14 protein-coding genes are annotated in these 17883 nt (G+C 46.3%); 1 reads left to right on the forward strand and 13 read right to left on the reverse strand.

The genetic code is table 11. The features are described 5' to 3' along the window. The 3 genes from V202x_RS20295 to V202x_RS20305 are packed head-to-tail and all read right to left on the reverse strand — an operon-like array spanning nt 1 to nt 3327. Nucleotides 1–1554, reverse strand: a complete 1554-nt coding sequence (locus tag V202x_RS20295; RefSeq protein ID WP_145178689.1) for an HlyD family secretion protein — start codon at nt 1552–1554, stop codon at nt 1–3. 3 nt (nt 1555–1557) lie between these two features. Continuing rightward, a complete protein-coding gene (locus V202x_RS20300) occupies nt 1558–2103 on the reverse strand; it encodes a hypothetical protein (RefSeq protein ID WP_145178690.1) in 546 nt (181 codons plus the stop codon). Nucleotides 2104–2157: 54 nt separating this feature from the next. After that, entirely contained in the window at nt 2158–3327 is a 1170-nt protein-coding gene (locus V202x_RS20305; protein ID WP_145178691.1) for an ABC transporter permease, read from the reverse strand. A gap of 16 nt (nt 3328–3343) precedes the next feature. Between V202x_RS20305 and V202x_RS20310 the strand changes: the two genes are divergently transcribed. Beyond that, nucleotides 3344–3532, forward strand: a complete 189-nt coding sequence (locus tag V202x_RS20310; RefSeq protein ID WP_145178692.1) for a hypothetical protein — start codon at nt 3344–3346, stop codon at nt 3530–3532. 459 nt (nt 3533–3991) lie between these two features. Here V202x_RS20310 and V202x_RS20315 read toward each other — a convergent pair whose 3' ends face one another. From V202x_RS20315 to V202x_RS20360, 10 genes are all read right to left on the reverse strand, one after another. After that, on the reverse strand, nt 3992–4783 hold the full coding sequence (locus tag V202x_RS20315) for a hypothetical protein (RefSeq protein ID WP_145178693.1): 792 nt from the start codon (nt 4781–4783) through the stop codon (nt 3992–3994). 255 nt (nt 4784–5038) lie between these two features. Beyond that, the gene (locus V202x_RS20320; protein ID WP_145178694.1) at nt 5039–6214 is read right to left on the reverse strand and encodes a multiheme c-type cytochrome; all 1176 of its coding nucleotides are present in this window, start codon (nt 6212–6214) and stop codon (nt 5039–5041) included. After that, a complete protein-coding gene (locus V202x_RS20325) occupies nt 6211–8352 on the reverse strand; it encodes a tetratricopeptide repeat protein (RefSeq protein ID WP_145178695.1) in 2142 nt (713 codons plus the stop codon). The genes V202x_RS20320 and V202x_RS20325 overlap by 4 nt, the downstream gene beginning before the upstream one ends. Nucleotides 8353–8713: 361 nt before the next feature. Beyond that, entirely contained in the window at nt 8714–10165 is a 1452-nt protein-coding gene (locus tag V202x_RS20330; RefSeq protein WP_145178696.1) for a sulfatase, read from the reverse strand. Nucleotides 10166–10206: 41 nt separating this feature from the next. Beyond that, a complete protein-coding gene (locus V202x_RS20335; RefSeq protein WP_145178697.1) occupies nt 10207–11550 on the reverse strand; it encodes an arylsulfatase in 1344 nt (447 codons plus the stop codon). A 67-nt stretch (nt 11551–11617) separates the two neighbouring features. After that, on the reverse strand, nt 11618–12067 hold the full coding sequence (locus V202x_RS20340) for a carboxypeptidase-like regulatory domain-containing protein (protein ID WP_145178698.1): 450 nt from the start codon (nt 12065–12067) through the stop codon (nt 11618–11620). 97 nt (nt 12068–12164) lie between these two features. Continuing rightward, the gene (locus V202x_RS20345; protein ID WP_145178699.1) at nt 12165–13154 is read right to left on the reverse strand and encodes a DUF1559 domain-containing protein; all 990 of its coding nucleotides are present in this window, start codon (nt 13152–13154) and stop codon (nt 12165–12167) included. A 58-nt stretch (nt 13155–13212) separates the two neighbouring features. Beyond that, nucleotides 13213–14583: a FecR domain-containing protein gene (locus V202x_RS20350; protein ID WP_145178700.1), complete on the reverse strand. Its 1371-nt coding sequence runs from the start codon at nt 14581–14583 to the stop codon at nt 13213–13215. A 6-nt stretch (nt 14584–14589) separates the two neighbouring features. Then, nucleotides 14590–15117 (reverse strand): sigma-70 family RNA polymerase sigma factor, encoded by a 528-nt coding sequence (locus V202x_RS20355; protein ID WP_197992998.1) that lies wholly within the window; start codon nt 15115–15117, stop codon nt 14590–14592. A 311-nt stretch (nt 15118–15428) separates the two neighbouring features. Continuing rightward, a complete protein-coding gene (locus tag V202x_RS20360; protein WP_145178701.1) occupies nt 15429–17558 on the reverse strand; it encodes a LamG-like jellyroll fold domain-containing protein in 2130 nt (709 codons plus the stop codon). Nucleotides 17559–17883 lie beyond the last annotated feature (325 nt).

Raw genomic sequence — 17883 nt, forward strand, 5'->3', positions numbered from 1 at the left:
TTAATTTCCTTCCTGATCGGTTTCACCTATGATCTGAATTCGCTCGCCCGGAATAAGTCCCTCTTTGGGAGTGGAGATCAGGTGGCTGGTCAGATTTAAGCCTTGTAAGACTTCAACCAGGGTTCCGACTGTTTTCGAATCGACTTCAATTAATTGGTGTCGGGCAATGTTTTTAGATTGGTCAACGATCCAGGCAAAACTTTGTCCCGCTTCATTGGATTCAATCATTTTCCTGGGTATATAAATGCGAGTCTCTTCATTTGCCTTTGATGTCTCTTCCGGAAGTGCAGGGGCCAGGAACGTTACATCCACCAACATTTCCGGCTTTAAAAGCGGAGAGGCGGCATCAATTTCGACTTTGACTTGTAATGTGTTTTTCTGAATGTCTGCTTCAGAGCTGATATATAGTACTTTTCCCGTCACAGGTTGACTCAATGCGGGATTGTTGATTTGCACGGGCTGGTTTAAGCTGACTTTGGGAATGTCTTCAAAACGGACATCGACCCTGATCTGTAACATTTCAGGGCGGTACATGGTAACGACGGTACTGCCATCAAATCCTTCCATCTTCGTCAGCATATTTCCGATGCTGGAGCCTGGATGCCCAATGAGTCGGTAGATGCGACCATCGACGGGGGCGCGGATCGTCATGCGATCTAAGGCCAGTTTGGCTTCATCTGCTGTGACCTGGGCATGCTCCAGTTGCGCGCCTGCTGCCTCAACTTTAGCAAGGGTTTCATCGCGTTCCTGTGTTTCTTCCGTCAATAGTTCCAGCTCTTTTTGCAGCGCGTCTTTGCGTGCCTGTAAAGCTTTCTGCTCGGCTACGAGAGATTCTTTGCGGTTATCCAGTTCTTCATATATCGCTTTGGCAGATTCCAATTCGGTCAGAGCTTCGTCAACGGTGCGCTGAGAAACCGCTGCTTTGGCGGAAAGTCTGCGTTCATAGTCATTTTTCGCAAAGTTCATTTTTGCCTTCGCACTACGGAGCATGAAAGGCAAGTTTTTCAATTCCGTGTTTTTCTTAGCCAGTTCTGCTTCTGCTGCTCTTAACACTGATTCGCGATGCACCGGCTGGTCGAGTCGAATTTGCGCTGCTTTTAAGATGGCTTTCATCTGTTGCAGTTCTGCTTTGCGCAATTTCAGATCGGCGACGGCGTGATTGTAGGTCAGCTCCGCATCTCTTCTTACCATTAACGCAATGGGTTGATCTTTTTTGACACTTTGATCTTCGACGACCAACAGTTGTTCTATAATCCCAGGTTCTAATGCGGCCACGCGAATGGGAGTGGGCCGTGGTTCGACCCAGCCTGCAGCCTGGAAGAGCGGCGTGCCTGCATTACGGATGGAAGACTGCGTCACAATCACAGGCATGACTGTGACTGGCTTGGGTGGAAACACAAGATCTCGAGAAACCCAGCACATCAATGCCAGAAAGCCAGCCAGTAGCGTACCTGGTAGCAAATAACGTGTGATGAATCGAAAGCGAGTGTGTCCCCGTATCTGCGAGGACTCACTGCGATCGATGGCTAACTGTGATAAGTCGATTTGAGACATCACTTATTTCCTAATAAAGATCCCGTTGGCAAATACGGTGAGATTACCAGTGTCATCGCGTTTTGCTTTGCCTTTGACGACCACTGTTTGCAGTTCTTTCAGATTCAGCAGCTTTCGTGCATCTTCTTTAATGAGCGTACCGTCTTCGTCAACAACTTTGATTAATGCCATTGAGGTTGGCAGCTTGCCGGTTTCACAACAGTAATCCCAAGGCTTTTCACAACCATCCCCGGGAATATCACTACAGGCCTTAAGTGAATTATCAACAATTGAAAACACAGCGCGGCCGTCGACCCAGGGATCTTCACTGCCACCAATGCGGCCTACGATCACGACCTCTTCATCATTTTGAGCTGATTCACGGGTTTTGATTACTTCTTCCGCACCCGCTGGTTCACTGGTCAGTAAGATTTCTGTGGTTGCAGTTGGCTTGCTGGGAGCCAGTTCAGTCGTACTCTTGTTTTCAGGTGCGGGAGTTGAGTTACCGCATCCGGTAACTAAGATGATAGCAACTGATAACAACGTCATTTGACACATTAAACTTTTCATTCTTTCAATCCTTTTTCATTTTTGTTATGCCCGAAAACATGATTCGGGCGGTAATTAAACTGATTTTAATCCATCGACAATCGGTAACCTGAGCGCACGCAGTGCAGGGGGGATTGCTCCCAGAAGCCCCAGTAGCACACCCACACTACAGCCGATGAGTAGCGAGATACTGTCGATTTGGAGTGTGAACGCACCCATAGTAAAACGAACAGAGATACCATTGATCAAAAATATGGCGATCAGAGCGGCGATCAGACTGGCTGTGACTGCCAGGAGAACGCCTTCCTGAATTAAACTCATCACAATCGCGCGTCGCATAAAGCCAATTGTCTGCAGTGTCGATAGTTCTCTGGTTCGTCCGACAATGGCCCCGTAAAGCGTATTCAAACCCGCAAACACACCGGCACCTGATACCAGAAAAACCACCAACCATGCCAGCATGCGAATGGGGCCATAATCTTTTTTGAGGCCTTGATAATAATTCACTTCTTGAATCGACTGGAGCTCAAGATCGAGACGTTCTTTACAAAAGAGATTCAAATCCGGATAATCCGTTGGCGAATTCAAAGTGACTGCAACGACACTTAAATCCTGACGTTTCATTGCCTGCTGTAATTCATCCAGACGGCACCAGATTTCTGATTCGAATGCCGAACCGGCGGCGGAAAAAATACCACTGATTTTCCAGGTCCGACCTTCCAAAACCAATTCTTTGCCAACGGAGAGCTGATCTTCAGGAACATTCAATTTGGTGGCCACCAATTGCCCGACCAGAATCTCTCCCGGTCCCGGCCAGGTTCCTGTTTCCAGTTCCACTTGTCTGCGAACCAATAGTGCCGACTGAGTCACGCCGCGTACCAGGCCCATTTCTGATTCCTGTTGTCGGGGGATCTCAATCTGAGTACCAAGATAGAGTTCCGGCGAGACATATTTGCGATCGTGAAACGTTTTAATGCCTTCCACACTGGCAGAGACCAGTTCGTTGGTACGCATGGGAATCGAAGAGTACTCCAGGTTTTCTCCCATCCCGAGCGAAAACAGTAATGCAACATCAGAATCACCACTGACAGTCAACGAGTGTTCCAAACCACGAATGAAACCGATCACGATAAAGACCAGCACAACGACAGTGGTTAAACCAGTCAGTGTTAACAGGGTACGCATTGGTCGCCGAAATAAATTGCGAACGCCATATTCCCAGGGAATTAATGAGAAACGAAACATAAAAACTTCATTCTGAGTGAGCCGTCTATCGGCGGCTGATTACGCGAAATCACGCGCAGGCCGCAACGAAGCTGTGAACGAACAAAAGGTAGAGCGTCGAAAACTCAGAAATGAATCAGCACTGAAACGTCATCTGCAGACAACGGATCTCGCGCCCGGAAAGTCTGCCAGGTTCAATCGGAACTTCGTCAGAATGTTGGCTTAAGCTGATGAGCTGAAAATTTGCGTCCTGGAATGAGGGTTCTCCCCATGAAAGACTCAGCAGGGCCAGGTCAATGATGTTGGTGTTTTCAAAAATGGCGCCAGTACAGAGACACTGACAGCAGTCAGAAGATGTAGGTTGGGGGATCAGAGGATTGTTATTTGTCTCTGTACTGCAATGACTGCAGCATGGACTAGTTGCTGATTCTGCACTCTCTACGTTTTCCTGCATGCAATTAAAGGGGCAAGCAAGAATCAACGTCGACAATAAAAGGGAGAGCACTTTGCCAGTCATAATAAACCTTAGTGAAACAGGCTAAAATCCATACTAGTTTGTCTTGTATGAGATAACAATATCATTTTACTATTTTTCCTCAGACACAAAAAAGCGACACATTTTTTTTAATGTGTCGCTTGTCGTTTCTTTATTCAATGACAATCAGTCCGTTCTGAAAAAACAACATTAAAATCCGACTTGAAGCGTTGCATTCCCGGTTGATTGGACTAAAGCTGCTTTGGAACTACAATTTGGATCATTGTTACAAGTGATTCCGAAAAGAGATGTCGTACCTCCCAGCACGCGAAAATAGGTACCAGGAGCAATTGTTTTTACTGTGAAGGTATCTCCTGATCCGTCTTGAAAATCATATGGAAAACCACGTTGGTCGCTGAATTGTAATGTCCAAGGTCCTGTCGGAGAAGGACCTGTATATACTGAATAACTGTATTCAGATACCATTCCGTTATTATGAGTCCACGACCCATAGATTCGGATTTTTACTGGAACGGCAGGTGCTCCCGGTGGGTCACTCTTAAACAAAAAAACGCCATGAGCTCCTACCCCAGACACACCATAAGAAGAATCTAAATAAGAATTTGCTGGATCATTCGCAGTAGCGAGACCATGTCTTTGGTTTATCGCTGCAATGTCTACGATTTGTAAATTATCTGGATTATAACTAATTTGGTTACTTGTATAATCATCTATTCCCGCTTGGCCGGTAAATGCCGCACCGCTACTGTTTAATGCCGCGATTGTGCTGCTATAAAGGTCTCCAGTTGAATTAAATCCGACATCGGAATCAGAGTTTGAATTTTGGTCCGTCACATATAATTGAAAATCATGATAAGCCCTAAGATAGCTATGTGTCATGTTTCGTTCGAAAGAATAAACCGGAGTCTGAGCATGAACCGTAGTTAATGATGAAAGGAGCCCTAACACAATCAACAAACAGATACTTTTGAGAATTTTCATGTTTGTATTCCTTGTTGAAACATATGTGAATGTGTAAATATGAACATTTTTCTCATGGCATGTAGTATACGTAAGGTGATTGACTTGTCAATATTTTTTCATGGAATTCTAGTGCTCTTGCTATCGATGAAATAACTAAGTCTATTACTTGCAACTGACTAAAATGATTGGAAAGAGTTCAAACCAGAAATGAATCACTTAAGTTATTCATGTGGTGAACTGCGCTTAAATCAAGTAGAAATTTCATGTAAACCGCTATTGAGGTTTCTTAAATTTCAAATCATGGAATCGCTGCTGATCGAATTCGCGAATTCGAATCCAGTGGTCCGTAAATGAGAGATTGTCATGTACGTTGACTGCAGGCATATGACATTTCAAGCACTGACTCTTCATATTTTCCTTTGAACAGACGGGAGCGTGGCCTTCAAGTTGGCTGTGGCAATTGAGACAGATCTCTCGATAGTATTCGGGATCTCTGCTAGCCTGCTCATGCGGATCATGGCACGTCGTGCAATCAAACCGTGAGGATTTTCCGGGAGGCAATTTGAGTTCTCCCTGTTTGATAAAACAAGGACTTTGAGACATTCCGATCGGAGCAAAACGAATCAGCAATTCATTGCTGGGATGAATTTCATCTGGCTCCAGTTGATCAGAACGCCGATGACATTCCCCACAGCGATTGATTGACTCCAGGGGAGTTAGTTGATTCCATTTTGTGAGTTTTAAATTTTTCTCTCCTTTTTCGACCGCTTTGATATGCGCCTCCCCATTTAAATGACAGCGTATGCAAGAGACTCCCGCAATCATTTGGGATGTCTCGATCACACCTGGTTCATTTCCCAGATATGATGTATGGCAGCCAAAACAACCCATGGTTTTTTCATGAGAAAGCACTTCTCCTAACGATTGGATGCCAGCGGTGTTTTCTGCTAATTCCTGAAGTCCGAGTGTGACTCCTAATTTACCGGAGGGATACCAGGAAACGATGTGTTGTAACAGTTCCGATTTTCCTGAATCATTTTTGAAAAGTGAAACCGGAGTCAGGGCGTGGAGTCCGGAACCAAAGACCCATTCGATACGAACCGGATTGGGATAAACGTTACAGTCAACCCACAGAACGCCTTCCTTTTCGTAAAAACGGTATGTGTACCCATTTTCTTTCAATGTGACTTTTTTGCCGGCAAATTTGTCTAAAACGTCAGCATCGGTCGCTTTCCTCAGCGTTCTAAGGTGCGGTGCTCCTGCAAATTGATGACAGACTTTTTCGTGACACTCACAACACTGTTTCATTTTTACGGGTTGTTCGGCTGAAAGGAGTTTACGAACAAAGGGCGTGTGTTCCTGAGAGCCGTACAAGTACCAGGCTGTGCCCGACGCGCATGCCAGGAGCAGTATCAACAATGGTGTCAAAAATGGAAATTTACCGTTCATTGAATCGATTTCAACATGATCTGACTGGGTACGGCCAGTCGGTTGTCGGGATGCTGTTGTATCAACTTTTGTAACAAGAGTGCCGCACTTTGAGGATCACCCGATTCGAGCAGGATCTGGGCTTTTGCATATAACGTCTCGCTATCATCGGTTGAAAGTTTCTTGATGGCTGCCTCCCAGTCTCCCCGTGCATAGTCCTGAATCGCGTTCTGGAATCTGTCTGATACCTTCTGAGGTTTATTTGGTTTTATGGTTCTCAGCCCTGATTCATTTAATGGGAGGTCAGCTTCTCGTTTTGTGATGTTGTAAGCGAGTGATCTTAAATGGCTGGCTGAACCGGTTTCTAATTTCTCTTGATATCCCAGTTCTTTTTGACAAAGCTGAAATTCCTGGATCACTGCTGGAGTATGGTAGTGTTGTAATAACGGTTGCAGTACCCGCAATGCAGCCGTATAGAGTTTCATTGCACGGAATGTTTTTGCCTGTAACAAGGAAGGTCGCGGGTTGGGTAAACCAGTGAATGCTCCCCAGAGGTCAAAGCAATCAGGCGTTCCGGAGGCCTCTGGTAGTGAATAAGTCCAGGCTTGCCGATTGAGAAACTCTTTGGCAGGTAGCAACTCCACGATCTTGGGACTACTCAACAATTCGCCAGACCAGCCAAACGGAATCACAGAGGCATCAACGGACATCGGTTGCCAACGACTGTCAATCAGAGCGCGAATGGTTTTCGCGTCGCCATTGGGTACCAGTAACAACTGGCAGTTTCTTTTTTTCAGTCGAACCCACCAGCCTCCCCAGCTATTATCAGATCGGGGATGTTGAAATACCCAGCCGTTCGATAATTCCTGATTTAATGAAATCTCTTCAAACAATAACCCTTGCAGCAGCGCTTGCCTCAATGTTCTGACTGGTTGAATTTTTCGATCAGATTTAATCCAGCAGAGCATGCCTGTGGAAGCGATTCCCATACCGTGGCCCGTGCCACGGTAGTCGATAGGGCCAATCGTTTGATTTAATAATGTAATATCCAGTTCAGGATCAATTCCCCAACCTAATCTTTGTGATTGTCCTGGTATAGTACCCGAAGCGGACTTCCAGCCTATCAGGAACACACCAATGATGAGTACTAATCTCCCCATCGCCGGAGAAATAAGTAGTTTCCATTTCTGAACCTGGCTTGGTACATCGTCGGTGAGCATACATTGACAAGCCAGTAGCGAGACACCAATCACGCACGGAGGCAGGCAATCATAGTTGGTCCAACCTGGTATTGCGAAAGCAAGAAACGCAATCGTTTCAAGCCAGCTAGCCGAATACAATATTAATAAGAGAGCCATCCACGCCGTCAACATTCCAAATGCCAGAACTTCAATCGTGGCGCCTTGCTGAAACGTGGGTTGCCAAATCGTAAGCGAGAGTAATACCCTATCATAAAACAGGCCGGGAAACAGTTGCACAAAAGAATCAAAGGGGGTGAACCATCCGCGTGGAGTGATCATTAATGCTAGACATGTTGCAAGAAGCATGAGGCAAGTCTGTCTCCGAATTGAGGTACTCTCTGTTCGAACTCCTTTTAACCAGGGAACGAAGAGCACCACCGGAATTCCCAGTAAACTGAGCGGTGAAATATTGGCCCAAAGGATGAGTAAGACCAAAACAGGAAGCTTTTTTTTCCAATGCGGCTCCTGACACCAGCGTTCGGTCATGATCCAGGTCAAAAATAAAAACCAGCAATCCAAGAGTCGCGGCGTTGGTTGCCAGGCTGGATTGGCTGCCATTAAGGTTAGGATCACGACGAAAAAAGCACGCCAGTTGAGCTTTGTCTCATAATGATTCAATAATGAATAGAGCAGCAGTCCCACAGCGGCAATTTTTAGAATCATCAATCCCGAAAAGCCTGCTCCCTGATAGGCGAGATAAAAGGGGAGCCCTCCTAACCAGTCTGCTTCAGCAGGATTGTTTCCGGCAGTTAAAATGGGGCCTGGGGGTGACAAATCAGAAATGACGACTCTTCCGCGACTCAGTTGCCACCAGATTTCTGGAGCGGAGAGGGGAGTCAGAACAAAACTGACCGTCATAATCAACAGCAAAAATCTGCGCAGTCGCCAGTCAATCGTTGATAAGTCATGTTCAGTCATGCAGCGCTGGATTATGGGTGTTAAAAATAAGAAGAATAGAGAGTGACGGACGAAATAGCTGAGTAGTGTCAAGTCAATTATAAAGAGGAGATGCAGGGTTGAATATGGTGGTTTTGACTTGCCTGATGAGAATTTTCAAGATGTGAACTTAAAATCGATAAGATCGCTCTCCTATAAGGCTCTCTCATAGATTCACAGTACCCTAAAAGATGAATATTGTGAACAAACCGATCAGTAATTGGGGATGACTCACTTAGAGTGAGTTTTGGGAATGAGCAGAAGACGTCGTTTTATATGCGAACGAATCCGTCTCTAACCCTTTGAAGTGATACATTCAGGTTTTCAACAAGGGTATTTAAAATTACCGTTTTGTATTGCCAGTGTTAGACCGCGCCTTGATGGCTCTTGCTTCGGCTTCTGCATCGTACTTGTGATTGGGTCTGGTAGGGATGGGAGCACCCAAAGTTTTTTGCCATTGCTGAAGTGTTGCGAGTAATTGTCTGGTCACTTCTGGTTTTGAAGAACTCAGGTCTTGCGTTTCACCAATGTCTTCTTCAAGGTTGTATAGTTCGAGTTGGTTGTCTTCAAAATATTGATGCAACTTCCAGGGGCCAGAACGAATTATGCTGCAGGGGCGAGTACGAAATAACGGGTCTCGCTGTTCTTTGGAGCCTGTGGAAGACTGCAGGTATGCTGGGAAATGCCAGTACAAGGGGCGCTTGTCAAAAGATTTCTTTGACCCATTCAGCAGTGGTACCAAACTCACTCCATCCGCCGGTTGACTGGAGGGCATGGAAGTACCACCGATCTCACAAAGGGTTGGGTAAATGTCGACTCCAATAACGGGCTCAGCCGAATGCGTGCCGGACTTAACGACTCCCGGCCACTTTACAAAGAAGGGGACACGAATCCCGCCTTCGTAATATGTCCCTTTGTAACCCCTCAATGGCTTCATGTCTGTCGCTCGTCTATAACCTCCATTGTCTGAAAAGAAGACGACGACTGTGTTGTCAACAAGTCCCAGTGTTTCCAGAGTGGCTTGAATCTTTCCAACACCATCATCAACAGATTGAATCATTGTGGCCATCGCGACATGGCTATGAAGTTTACCAGTCTTCTTAGCTTTGTATTTCGCAACCAGTTCTTTCTTGGCGTTCAAAGGGGTATGCACTGCAAAGTGTGTCAGGTACAGCGCCCACCGTTTGTCTTTGTGCTTCTGAATGAACTTAACGGCTTCATCACTCAGGCGATCTGTTAAATATTCACCTTGGGGGGCCTCCTTGAGACCTGGTACATTCTTGTGAGGTGGATAGTACCCCTTGGGGGGGCTTCCAGAATGGGTTCCCCCAATGTTGATGTCGAATCCGTAGGGAATCGGGTCGTCACTTAAGTGCCATTTTCCCATGCTGGCTGTGGTGTAGCCTGCTTTTTGTAACTGATGAGCCCATGTGATAATCTTAGGGTCAAGTACGTCTTTACCGGCAATGTGTTCCAGCTTTCGATGTTTTGCGTTTCCACGCGGGGACGTTCCAACATTGTAGATTTTGTGACGGGGAGTGTACTGACCAGACAACAGGCAGGCTCTAGCGGGAGCACAGTTGGCAGCGCAGGAATACGCATCACTGAAAACCATTCCTTCCGAAGCCAGACGATCCAGATTTGGCGTTTCGTAGAAATCCGAACCCATATAACTGGTGTCTCGCCAGCCAAAATCGTCTAAAAAAATAAATAGAATATTGGGCCGATCAGCGGCGGATGCTGATACCGGAGAGAAAAAAGTAAAAAGCAGAATCAGAGACAGGAATCGAATCATGGTAAATCGCTTCGTAAGGAAAATGTGTGAAACAAACCCACTTATTGTGTGTCTTGACCAGGCCAGTGCGGGCTGACTGTTCTGGCACCATCGAGCAAGTCTGCGAGCTTTCGAGCCAGCTCGGGATACTGTGCGGCGAGATCCTTGGTTTCTTCGGGATCACTTGAAAGATCGTAGAGCTTTACCGGTTCTTTGAGACCGAAGCGAATTCCCTTCCAATGATCCTTGCGGATGGCCTGATGAAACGGATTGTGAAATTCCCAGTAAATATATTCCAGAGGTTTTTGTTTTTTGCCCATCAATGTTGGTACGACGCTGATTCCATCGGTATCAGGGATATCCTGAACAACAGCCAAATCACTGATGGTTGCCAAAATGTCGGTATGTGACCAGGCAAATTCACTCACACGTCCAGCAGGTACTTGACCCGGCCAGCGGACGATCATGGGGCAGCGAATTCCCCCTTCGTTCAGACTGCGTTTCGTTCCCTTAAACGGTCCGGCTGATTTCATCCGCGCGAGAAGTGGTTTGTTGGGGCCGTTATCTCCTGTAAAGAATACAATCGTGTTTTTGTCAAGATTCAGTTTTTTCAGAAGCGCAAAAAGTTTCCCCATGTCTGTATCCAGTCGAGTGACCATCGCTGCGTGAGTTTTTTCGTTCTTTGTCCATGCTCGATCTTCATAGGGTGCGAGTGAGGGCATTTCATATTTCCCGTGGGGAAGCGTGACGGGAAGGTAGAGGAAGAAACGTTGATTTTGATTCTTTTCAACGAAATGAAGTGCTCGCTCCATGATGAGATCGTGGCTCCAGACCGCTTTCGATTTGCCTTTGTTCTCTGGAAGTGCCACATATTGATCTGTATCCCATAAATGGTCTGTGTAATAGTTATGGGCATGCACCTGGTCGAGATAGCCATAAAATTCATCAAATCCGTGTTTCGCTGGTGCTCCCGTGGTGTCGAAATCTCCGAGTCCCCACTTTCCAAAGCCTCCCGTCACGTAACCGGCCTTTTTTAGAACTGTCGCCACGGTGATATCTTCTGGTTTGAGCGGTACAAGCGGACGTTTGTAGTAGGGGCCTTTTCCCACTGAGGGACGATTATCACGTCTGGTGCAATGGCCAGAGTGCAGCCCTGTCATGAGTACACAACGTGTGGGTGCGCAAACGGCAGAGCCACTATAGCAGTTTGTGAACCGCGTGCCTTCAGCAGCCATACGATCCAGATGAGGAGTTTGAATTAACCTGGAACCATAGCAGCCAAGGTCGCCCCAACCCTGATCATCCGACATGACAAGTATGATGTTTGGGGGATCGGATTCAGTTGCTGATGTGAGATTACAGGTACAAAATGCAATCAGGAAGTAAACGTAGAAAGTGTGTTTCATTAGATCACTCAAGAAAAAATGGATGAAAGAATCGAGTTACGATTCAATGGCAAAAGAGATGTAGTTGCTAATCAAAGTCTTCAAAATCTATATTTTTGGGCTTAAAACCATCTGAATTTAAATCGAAATCGATCTCACTACCGCCTGATTCGACAATGGCATTCAGAGAAGATTCAATATTGTATTTCGGTGGAACACGTTCCGGTCTGGGGCGGTCATCTCCGACATCTTCGTTATAGACAAATTGCTTTGTTGAGATACGAACCGTGTGAGTGCCCAGTAGTGCGCCATCCAGGTCCGTTGTGTACTGGAGTCGGTAATATCCATTCGCATCTGTATTTCCAATTGAAGGACGGCCGGGACCCGTCGGTTCAAACGAGACGATTGCATCAGCCAACGGGCTACCATCCATCATGACAGTACCTGTTACCCTTGCAACTTTCGGACCGCTATCACTACAGCCGGAAAAAAACAAAAGCACACACATTGTGATTGGAAGTACGCAACAAAGACGCATGGCTCGCTTCTCCTCATCCATTTATAGAACTAATGAAAGTAATATAAAAAGCAGTCGCCTCGAAAGGCCGAGGCGACTCTCGAAATGATCGCATTATCTAGAAGTCACCGATGATATTTCCATCGTCGCGACCCATCAGGTTTTCCAGGAGACTATTTCGATTATGCTGAGATTTGGCAGTATCTCCTTTGAAATCGATGTTTTCAGAAATAAATCGAACCGAACCATCGGCCATAGTGACTTGAACGCCACCGACATGGAGACTACTGATCGAAGTAGTACAAGAGACGAGGCTATTGATTCCTTGATTATTTCGCATATTGAACATCACATCAGAAAACCTCTGTCCTTTGTAAAGATTGGGGTAAGGGCTGCCCCCAATTCCCTGACGTCCTTGCGAACCATAGACGAGTGCCGAGTTGCAAAATCGTGTTGGATTCAATTTCCAGCAGCGTTCACTCAGCATAATTGTGTTACTGGTACCATCGGTGATGTCACGGATTCTCACTTTGCTTGCGGGAGCGAAAATCCCATCAAATCCAGCGAAACCGTCAACTCTTTCAGCAGCATCCACCTTACGAGCCCATGTTCCGGAATTTGCTCCCACATAATTCGATGTTGCAATACGTCTATTATTTGTGTTACTCGCATTTCGGATTCCATTACGTCTGTTGTTCAGGTCCGGAGCGATATCACTGGGACAGCGGAATGTAGGAACCGGTTGTTGCATGAGATCGTAAGTTGCTCCTGGTTCCAGTGCATTGATCATGGGCTGACTGCCAACGCCGAGCGTATTATAATTGTTGGCCAAGTCGATATAGGGCATCACCATAGCAGACCACCCCCATGCGCCTCCTCTATCCCTGTTGCCCTGATTGACACATCCAGGTGGAAACGTGCCGAAGACATCATGGTAATTGTGCAAAGCCAGCCCCAATTGTTTGAGATTGTTTTTGCACTGAGAACGACGTGCGGCTTCTCTGGCTTGCTGAACTGCAGGCAACAACAAAGCGATGAGAATTGCAATGATCGCGATGACCACCAGCAATTCGATGAGTGTAAATCCGCGAATTCGATTTCTCTTCATTTGATTCCCCCCCAAATAAGAAAATTAGAATAAAACAAGGGAATTCGATTCCCAACTATTATTTGCTTTGAATCAGCACTCGAAATTGATCTCTTGCGAGCCTCAGTTTCAGTTTATATTCAAGCCGGCGGCGATCACCGGAGATGATGATTTCGTCATCACTCTCGAGTTCTGTTTTTCTGTATTTTGTTGCATTCGGATTCGTGTATTTCATATCGGGAATTCCGAGCAGGTTGTCAGTCGCTTTGAGCCCATCATCTTCTACAATCACCGCAATAATCGGCTCTTCGAATTCAATGAAACCCGACACAGTACGCTCTTTTTTGGGACCGGAGTCTCCGTGGACTAAAAAACTATCGATTTTCTCCTCCACACTGTCTGGATTTGACAGGCTTTCCAGATCCAGCAAACTTTGTTCACTGAGATCGGTGATTACTTTCCGTAATTCCTCATCAACGGGGACTTCGCGACCTTCAGGGATGAGAAACACGCGTTGTGTGTCTGTCAACGCTCCCCGATCGACACTCGGGGGAGGATTGTGCAAATAAGCGGTTGTGGGACTTAAGCTTTTGATTCCCTTAAACATTGATAATGCGTCAGCGAATTTATCAGGTGCAAACGGAGTTTTACGAATGCTTGTGTTTGACATGTCGAACGCGACTGCTGAATTTTGCTCAACCACTTGAGGCTCAGACTCCCAATTCTGCTTGACCACAGCGGCGGAGACGCGTCCTTTGATCACATGAGTTTGAGTCGCTCCCTCGTTACCAATCTCGACACCAAATTCTGTGCCGAGATCAACGACTCGACCAGCGGGAGTTTCAACGGTAAACCCAATTGCTTCTTCAGGAACTTTCGCAACGAGCTGACCAGCACTGAGAATACAGCGATTCGGTTCGACCAGCTCAAGAATTGCAGGACCGCGCAATGCCACCATCACACCATTCAAAAACTTCAGCCGCATTGTTCCGGAATCAAGGTCGATCACTTCATTATTGACTAACGTCTCACCTACTTGAAATGGAAGATCGATTCTTGAAGCGCCATAACCAACGGCATCAACGGTCGCAATGGGAATATCTGGAACAACCGGTGGCACATCAGCCAGAGGTACCGGTGCTTTCTCGGGAGTCATCAGAGTTACGATTCCTACCATCGCGAAGACACAAATGGCAATTACCACCCAATACCCTGTGGCTTGACGCTTTGGATTTGAAGTTGCAGGGAGTGAAACTTCTACTGTCTCATCTTGATGGTGTACCCGTTGGAGTAACGAATCTATTTCGATCAGGGCAATATAGTCAGATCGCGCACGCTCATCGACCAGGAGAATCTCTTCGAGACGCTTTGCCTGTTCCGAGGAGAGAGTCTGGTCAAGCATTGCCTGAAACAGAAAATCCAGTTCGAAATCTTCTTGAGGATTTGACATATAAAACTAACTATTTGCTGTGCGACGTACACAGTCCATCAGTGCCAGACGAATTCGATAAAGTAATGAGGATATTGTTTCTGCCGACCGTCCATTCAACTTTGCGATCGAAGACACGGACAGGTCTTCGTAGTAGCGCTTACGAACCATCGTTCGATGATTGGCTGGTAGTTTTTTAATGCACTCTTTCAAGCGTTCATTTCTTTCATCTACACAAGCGGTCTCAGCGTCATATTCTGAGACTAGTTTTTCGATCAGTTCCCCACCAAAAAGTACCGGTTTTCGGTTTCGGTCCCGAATTTCGGAAAGGACGCAAAAATGGGCGATCCGTTTCGCCCAGGCTTCAAAATCTGTACCGAACTTGAAAGTCGATGACTTACGCCACAGAACCAAATTTGCCTCCTGTAGTACGTCTTTCGCACGATTGTGCTGTCCCGACATCAACGTAAGTACGTACCGATACAGCACATCCTGCGAAGATGTTAAGAGCGTTACGAATTTTTCGGTTTCTTCAGGAGTCAAGACTCTACTCACGATAAATTGCCATGCCGCTTAAGCCATTATTAATAATTCCCAATTGCAGCATGTCATGATGGGCTTTTTTGATAAATCTCAAAAAAATAGAAATTAACAGGAGTTAATCCTATGAATGCATGCTGTTTATTAAAAAACAAGTCTATGACAAAGTGTGATCGATTTTGCTGATGGGGAATTATTCTCGTGTTTGATTCTGTAACATTACGTGACGATTCTGAGCGCGTTTAGCTCACAAACAATAAAAAAGCCCGACAGATCATGCTGTCGGGCTCAGAGGATTTCTCTAATGATGAATTACGAAATGATCTTTATTTTGAGAGAGACTTCAATTCTTCAGCCGTCAATACACGATCAAAAACAGCGATTTCGTCCAGACGTCCTTCCCAGTTGGATTGATTGTCGGTTCGACCGCCAAAGAAGAGCTGCTCCAGGACAACTCCTTCTGTTCCAGGGGCAGATTCCATTTCTATTTCCGGTTTGCCATTTCCATTGAGATAAACTCGTACCATTTTTCCATCGCGCACCAAAGCCACATGATTCCAGGTCCAGCGTTCAATCGCGGTTTTACCTGCATGCAGTTTACGATCTGCTCCATTCATATAAAGCAGCTTACCCGGGTGTTGTGTGCCTCCCACTCCTAAAAAATCTCCATAAGCGGCAAGTCCATGATTGGGACCTTGTGAGAACATCCATCCGCTGATTTCGCGTGCATCGAGGGGCATCCCGTTCCAGATCCAAAGTGATATGGTATAGTGGTCCTTTAAATCGTTGATCCGCGCCTGTAATCGATTACCGGCAAAATGGACAGCGCGATTTGTTTCATCTCCTCCACAGAAGGATTTCGAATGGGGGCCTTCCAAAAAGTAGGCGATCGCCGGTTCATAGAACGCGTCACGTTGATTGCCGGACGTGTCTCTTGCACGGGGACCATTGAATTCATCGAGTCGCCAGTAAGCAACTGGTTTTGCAGCTAAGATTGCTTTGACCGCGGAGCCCTGGCTTTGCCGATAGAACCGTCGGCGTTGATTACACACTTTTTCCAAGAGTTGCAGATCGGATTCGACGATTTTCGGTTCGGCTAAGACTTCCAGACCAGCGGAACGCGCGGCCCAGGTATTATACCCCCCCAACAGGTGTTGTTCCGGAGGAGGAATATAGCCATCACCGCCATTGGCCAGTTCAATGACCATTGTATTAGCCAAGGGGCTTTGCAATTTCAATTTTAAACCAGTGAGTGCATAGGTTTCATTGGGAGTGGTGGTAATGGCAATGTCGCCAATCCGTAGTGCCTGCGTGACGACTTCTGTCGACTGCCGTTCGTGCAGAATGATTTGCTCCCTGGCGTAAACTTCTTCTGTGGTTTTGGGGAGACGATCACCAGTCTTCTTGACCACTTTTTGTGCCCATTCCAGAAGCTGTTGATTGGGAACGCGATAATTCAGTTGCATCCGTTGCTCTGCCATCTCAACATCAGCGTCTTTTCGATACTGAATCTTCTTGTAAACATCGGTCGTGATTTTAATCAGTCCTGCTGCATACTCATTGATATCATCGGTTACGGCCCATTGCTCTGTCGGTTTCGTGTAGTCACGGCGATAAATATCACCACTACAACCGTGTGACATAATAGCAACAAAAGGAGGAGCATCTTCACCAACATCTTTTCCAAGTTGAGTTTGTAAACCATTACAGTACAGACCGAAATAGTCAGCACTCAAATCCCGGTCACCAAAATAATGCATTGAGAAATTGGCGAGTAATGCAATCGGTCGACCATCTCTGGCCTGAAAAGAAATGATAGAAAGGTCGGGATCTTCGGGCCCTGATTCACCGGTAACATCTTCCCATTTCCTGCCAGCATGCATGTTCGCCCGGACTGTGGGGTTTCCAAACGGGTCGTTGCTGATTCGATCAGGGCGTTTGATCCAACGACGTAATGCAGTGTACTCTGGCGCTTTACCTAAGCCCCAACCAACTTGTGCCGGTTCCAGATTGGCTTCAGCTTTGGCAATCGCATCAACAAGTTTCCCTCTGAGGTAGGGGACATAGTCGGGATCCGCGCTGGTTCCCAGACACGCCAGACTGGAAGGAGCCGTATGCGTATGCGTAGCTGAGATCAGCATATGGTCGGCTCGGATTTTGGTTCGTTGCGCTGCCAGCGTTTTGACTTCATCCAGTAAAGGGCGGGGCAGCATACAGCTATCGACGACGACAATCGCCAGCCGATCCTCGCCATCGGCGACAACAATCGCCCGGGCGTTGACTTTGGTTTTGACTTTTTTCACACTCCGACTAACCATGCTGCCATTAACCAGTACAGGGAATTTGGTGGGTGTCACGTCAATAATCGTGGCACCGACTTTGAGTTCTGCCTCTAATTGAGAGGGAAGTAAAAACATCAGGCAGGAGAGCAGGAGGGTCGCGAAAGCCGGTTTCATGTGAGGAGATCCTTGTTGAATATCAGCTAACTTTGAGGTTGGAAAAATTTCACTATATCTTGAATATAGCCGCTCTCTGGGAAGAAAGATACCGAAATAATTAGAGTTATTAATTAAAAAGATGGGGTTAAATAAGAGCCAATTTCAGAGGGGATTGGCCACTCGTACTTTCCTGGTTTGTGGTTAATAAATAGGAATCAGTTCTACCACGAAATACACGAAACTCACAAAAAATTGAGAATTCAAGTGGCTAATTATTATTGAGCGTGGCACGATCAGTGCGATTTGAATGAGCTTCTTGGAAACGAAAGATGTTCGTGTTTTT

The organism is Gimesia aquarii (assembly GCF_007748175.1).
Lineage (GTDB): Bacteria > Planctomycetota > Planctomycetia > Planctomycetales > Planctomycetaceae > Gimesia > Gimesia aquarii_A.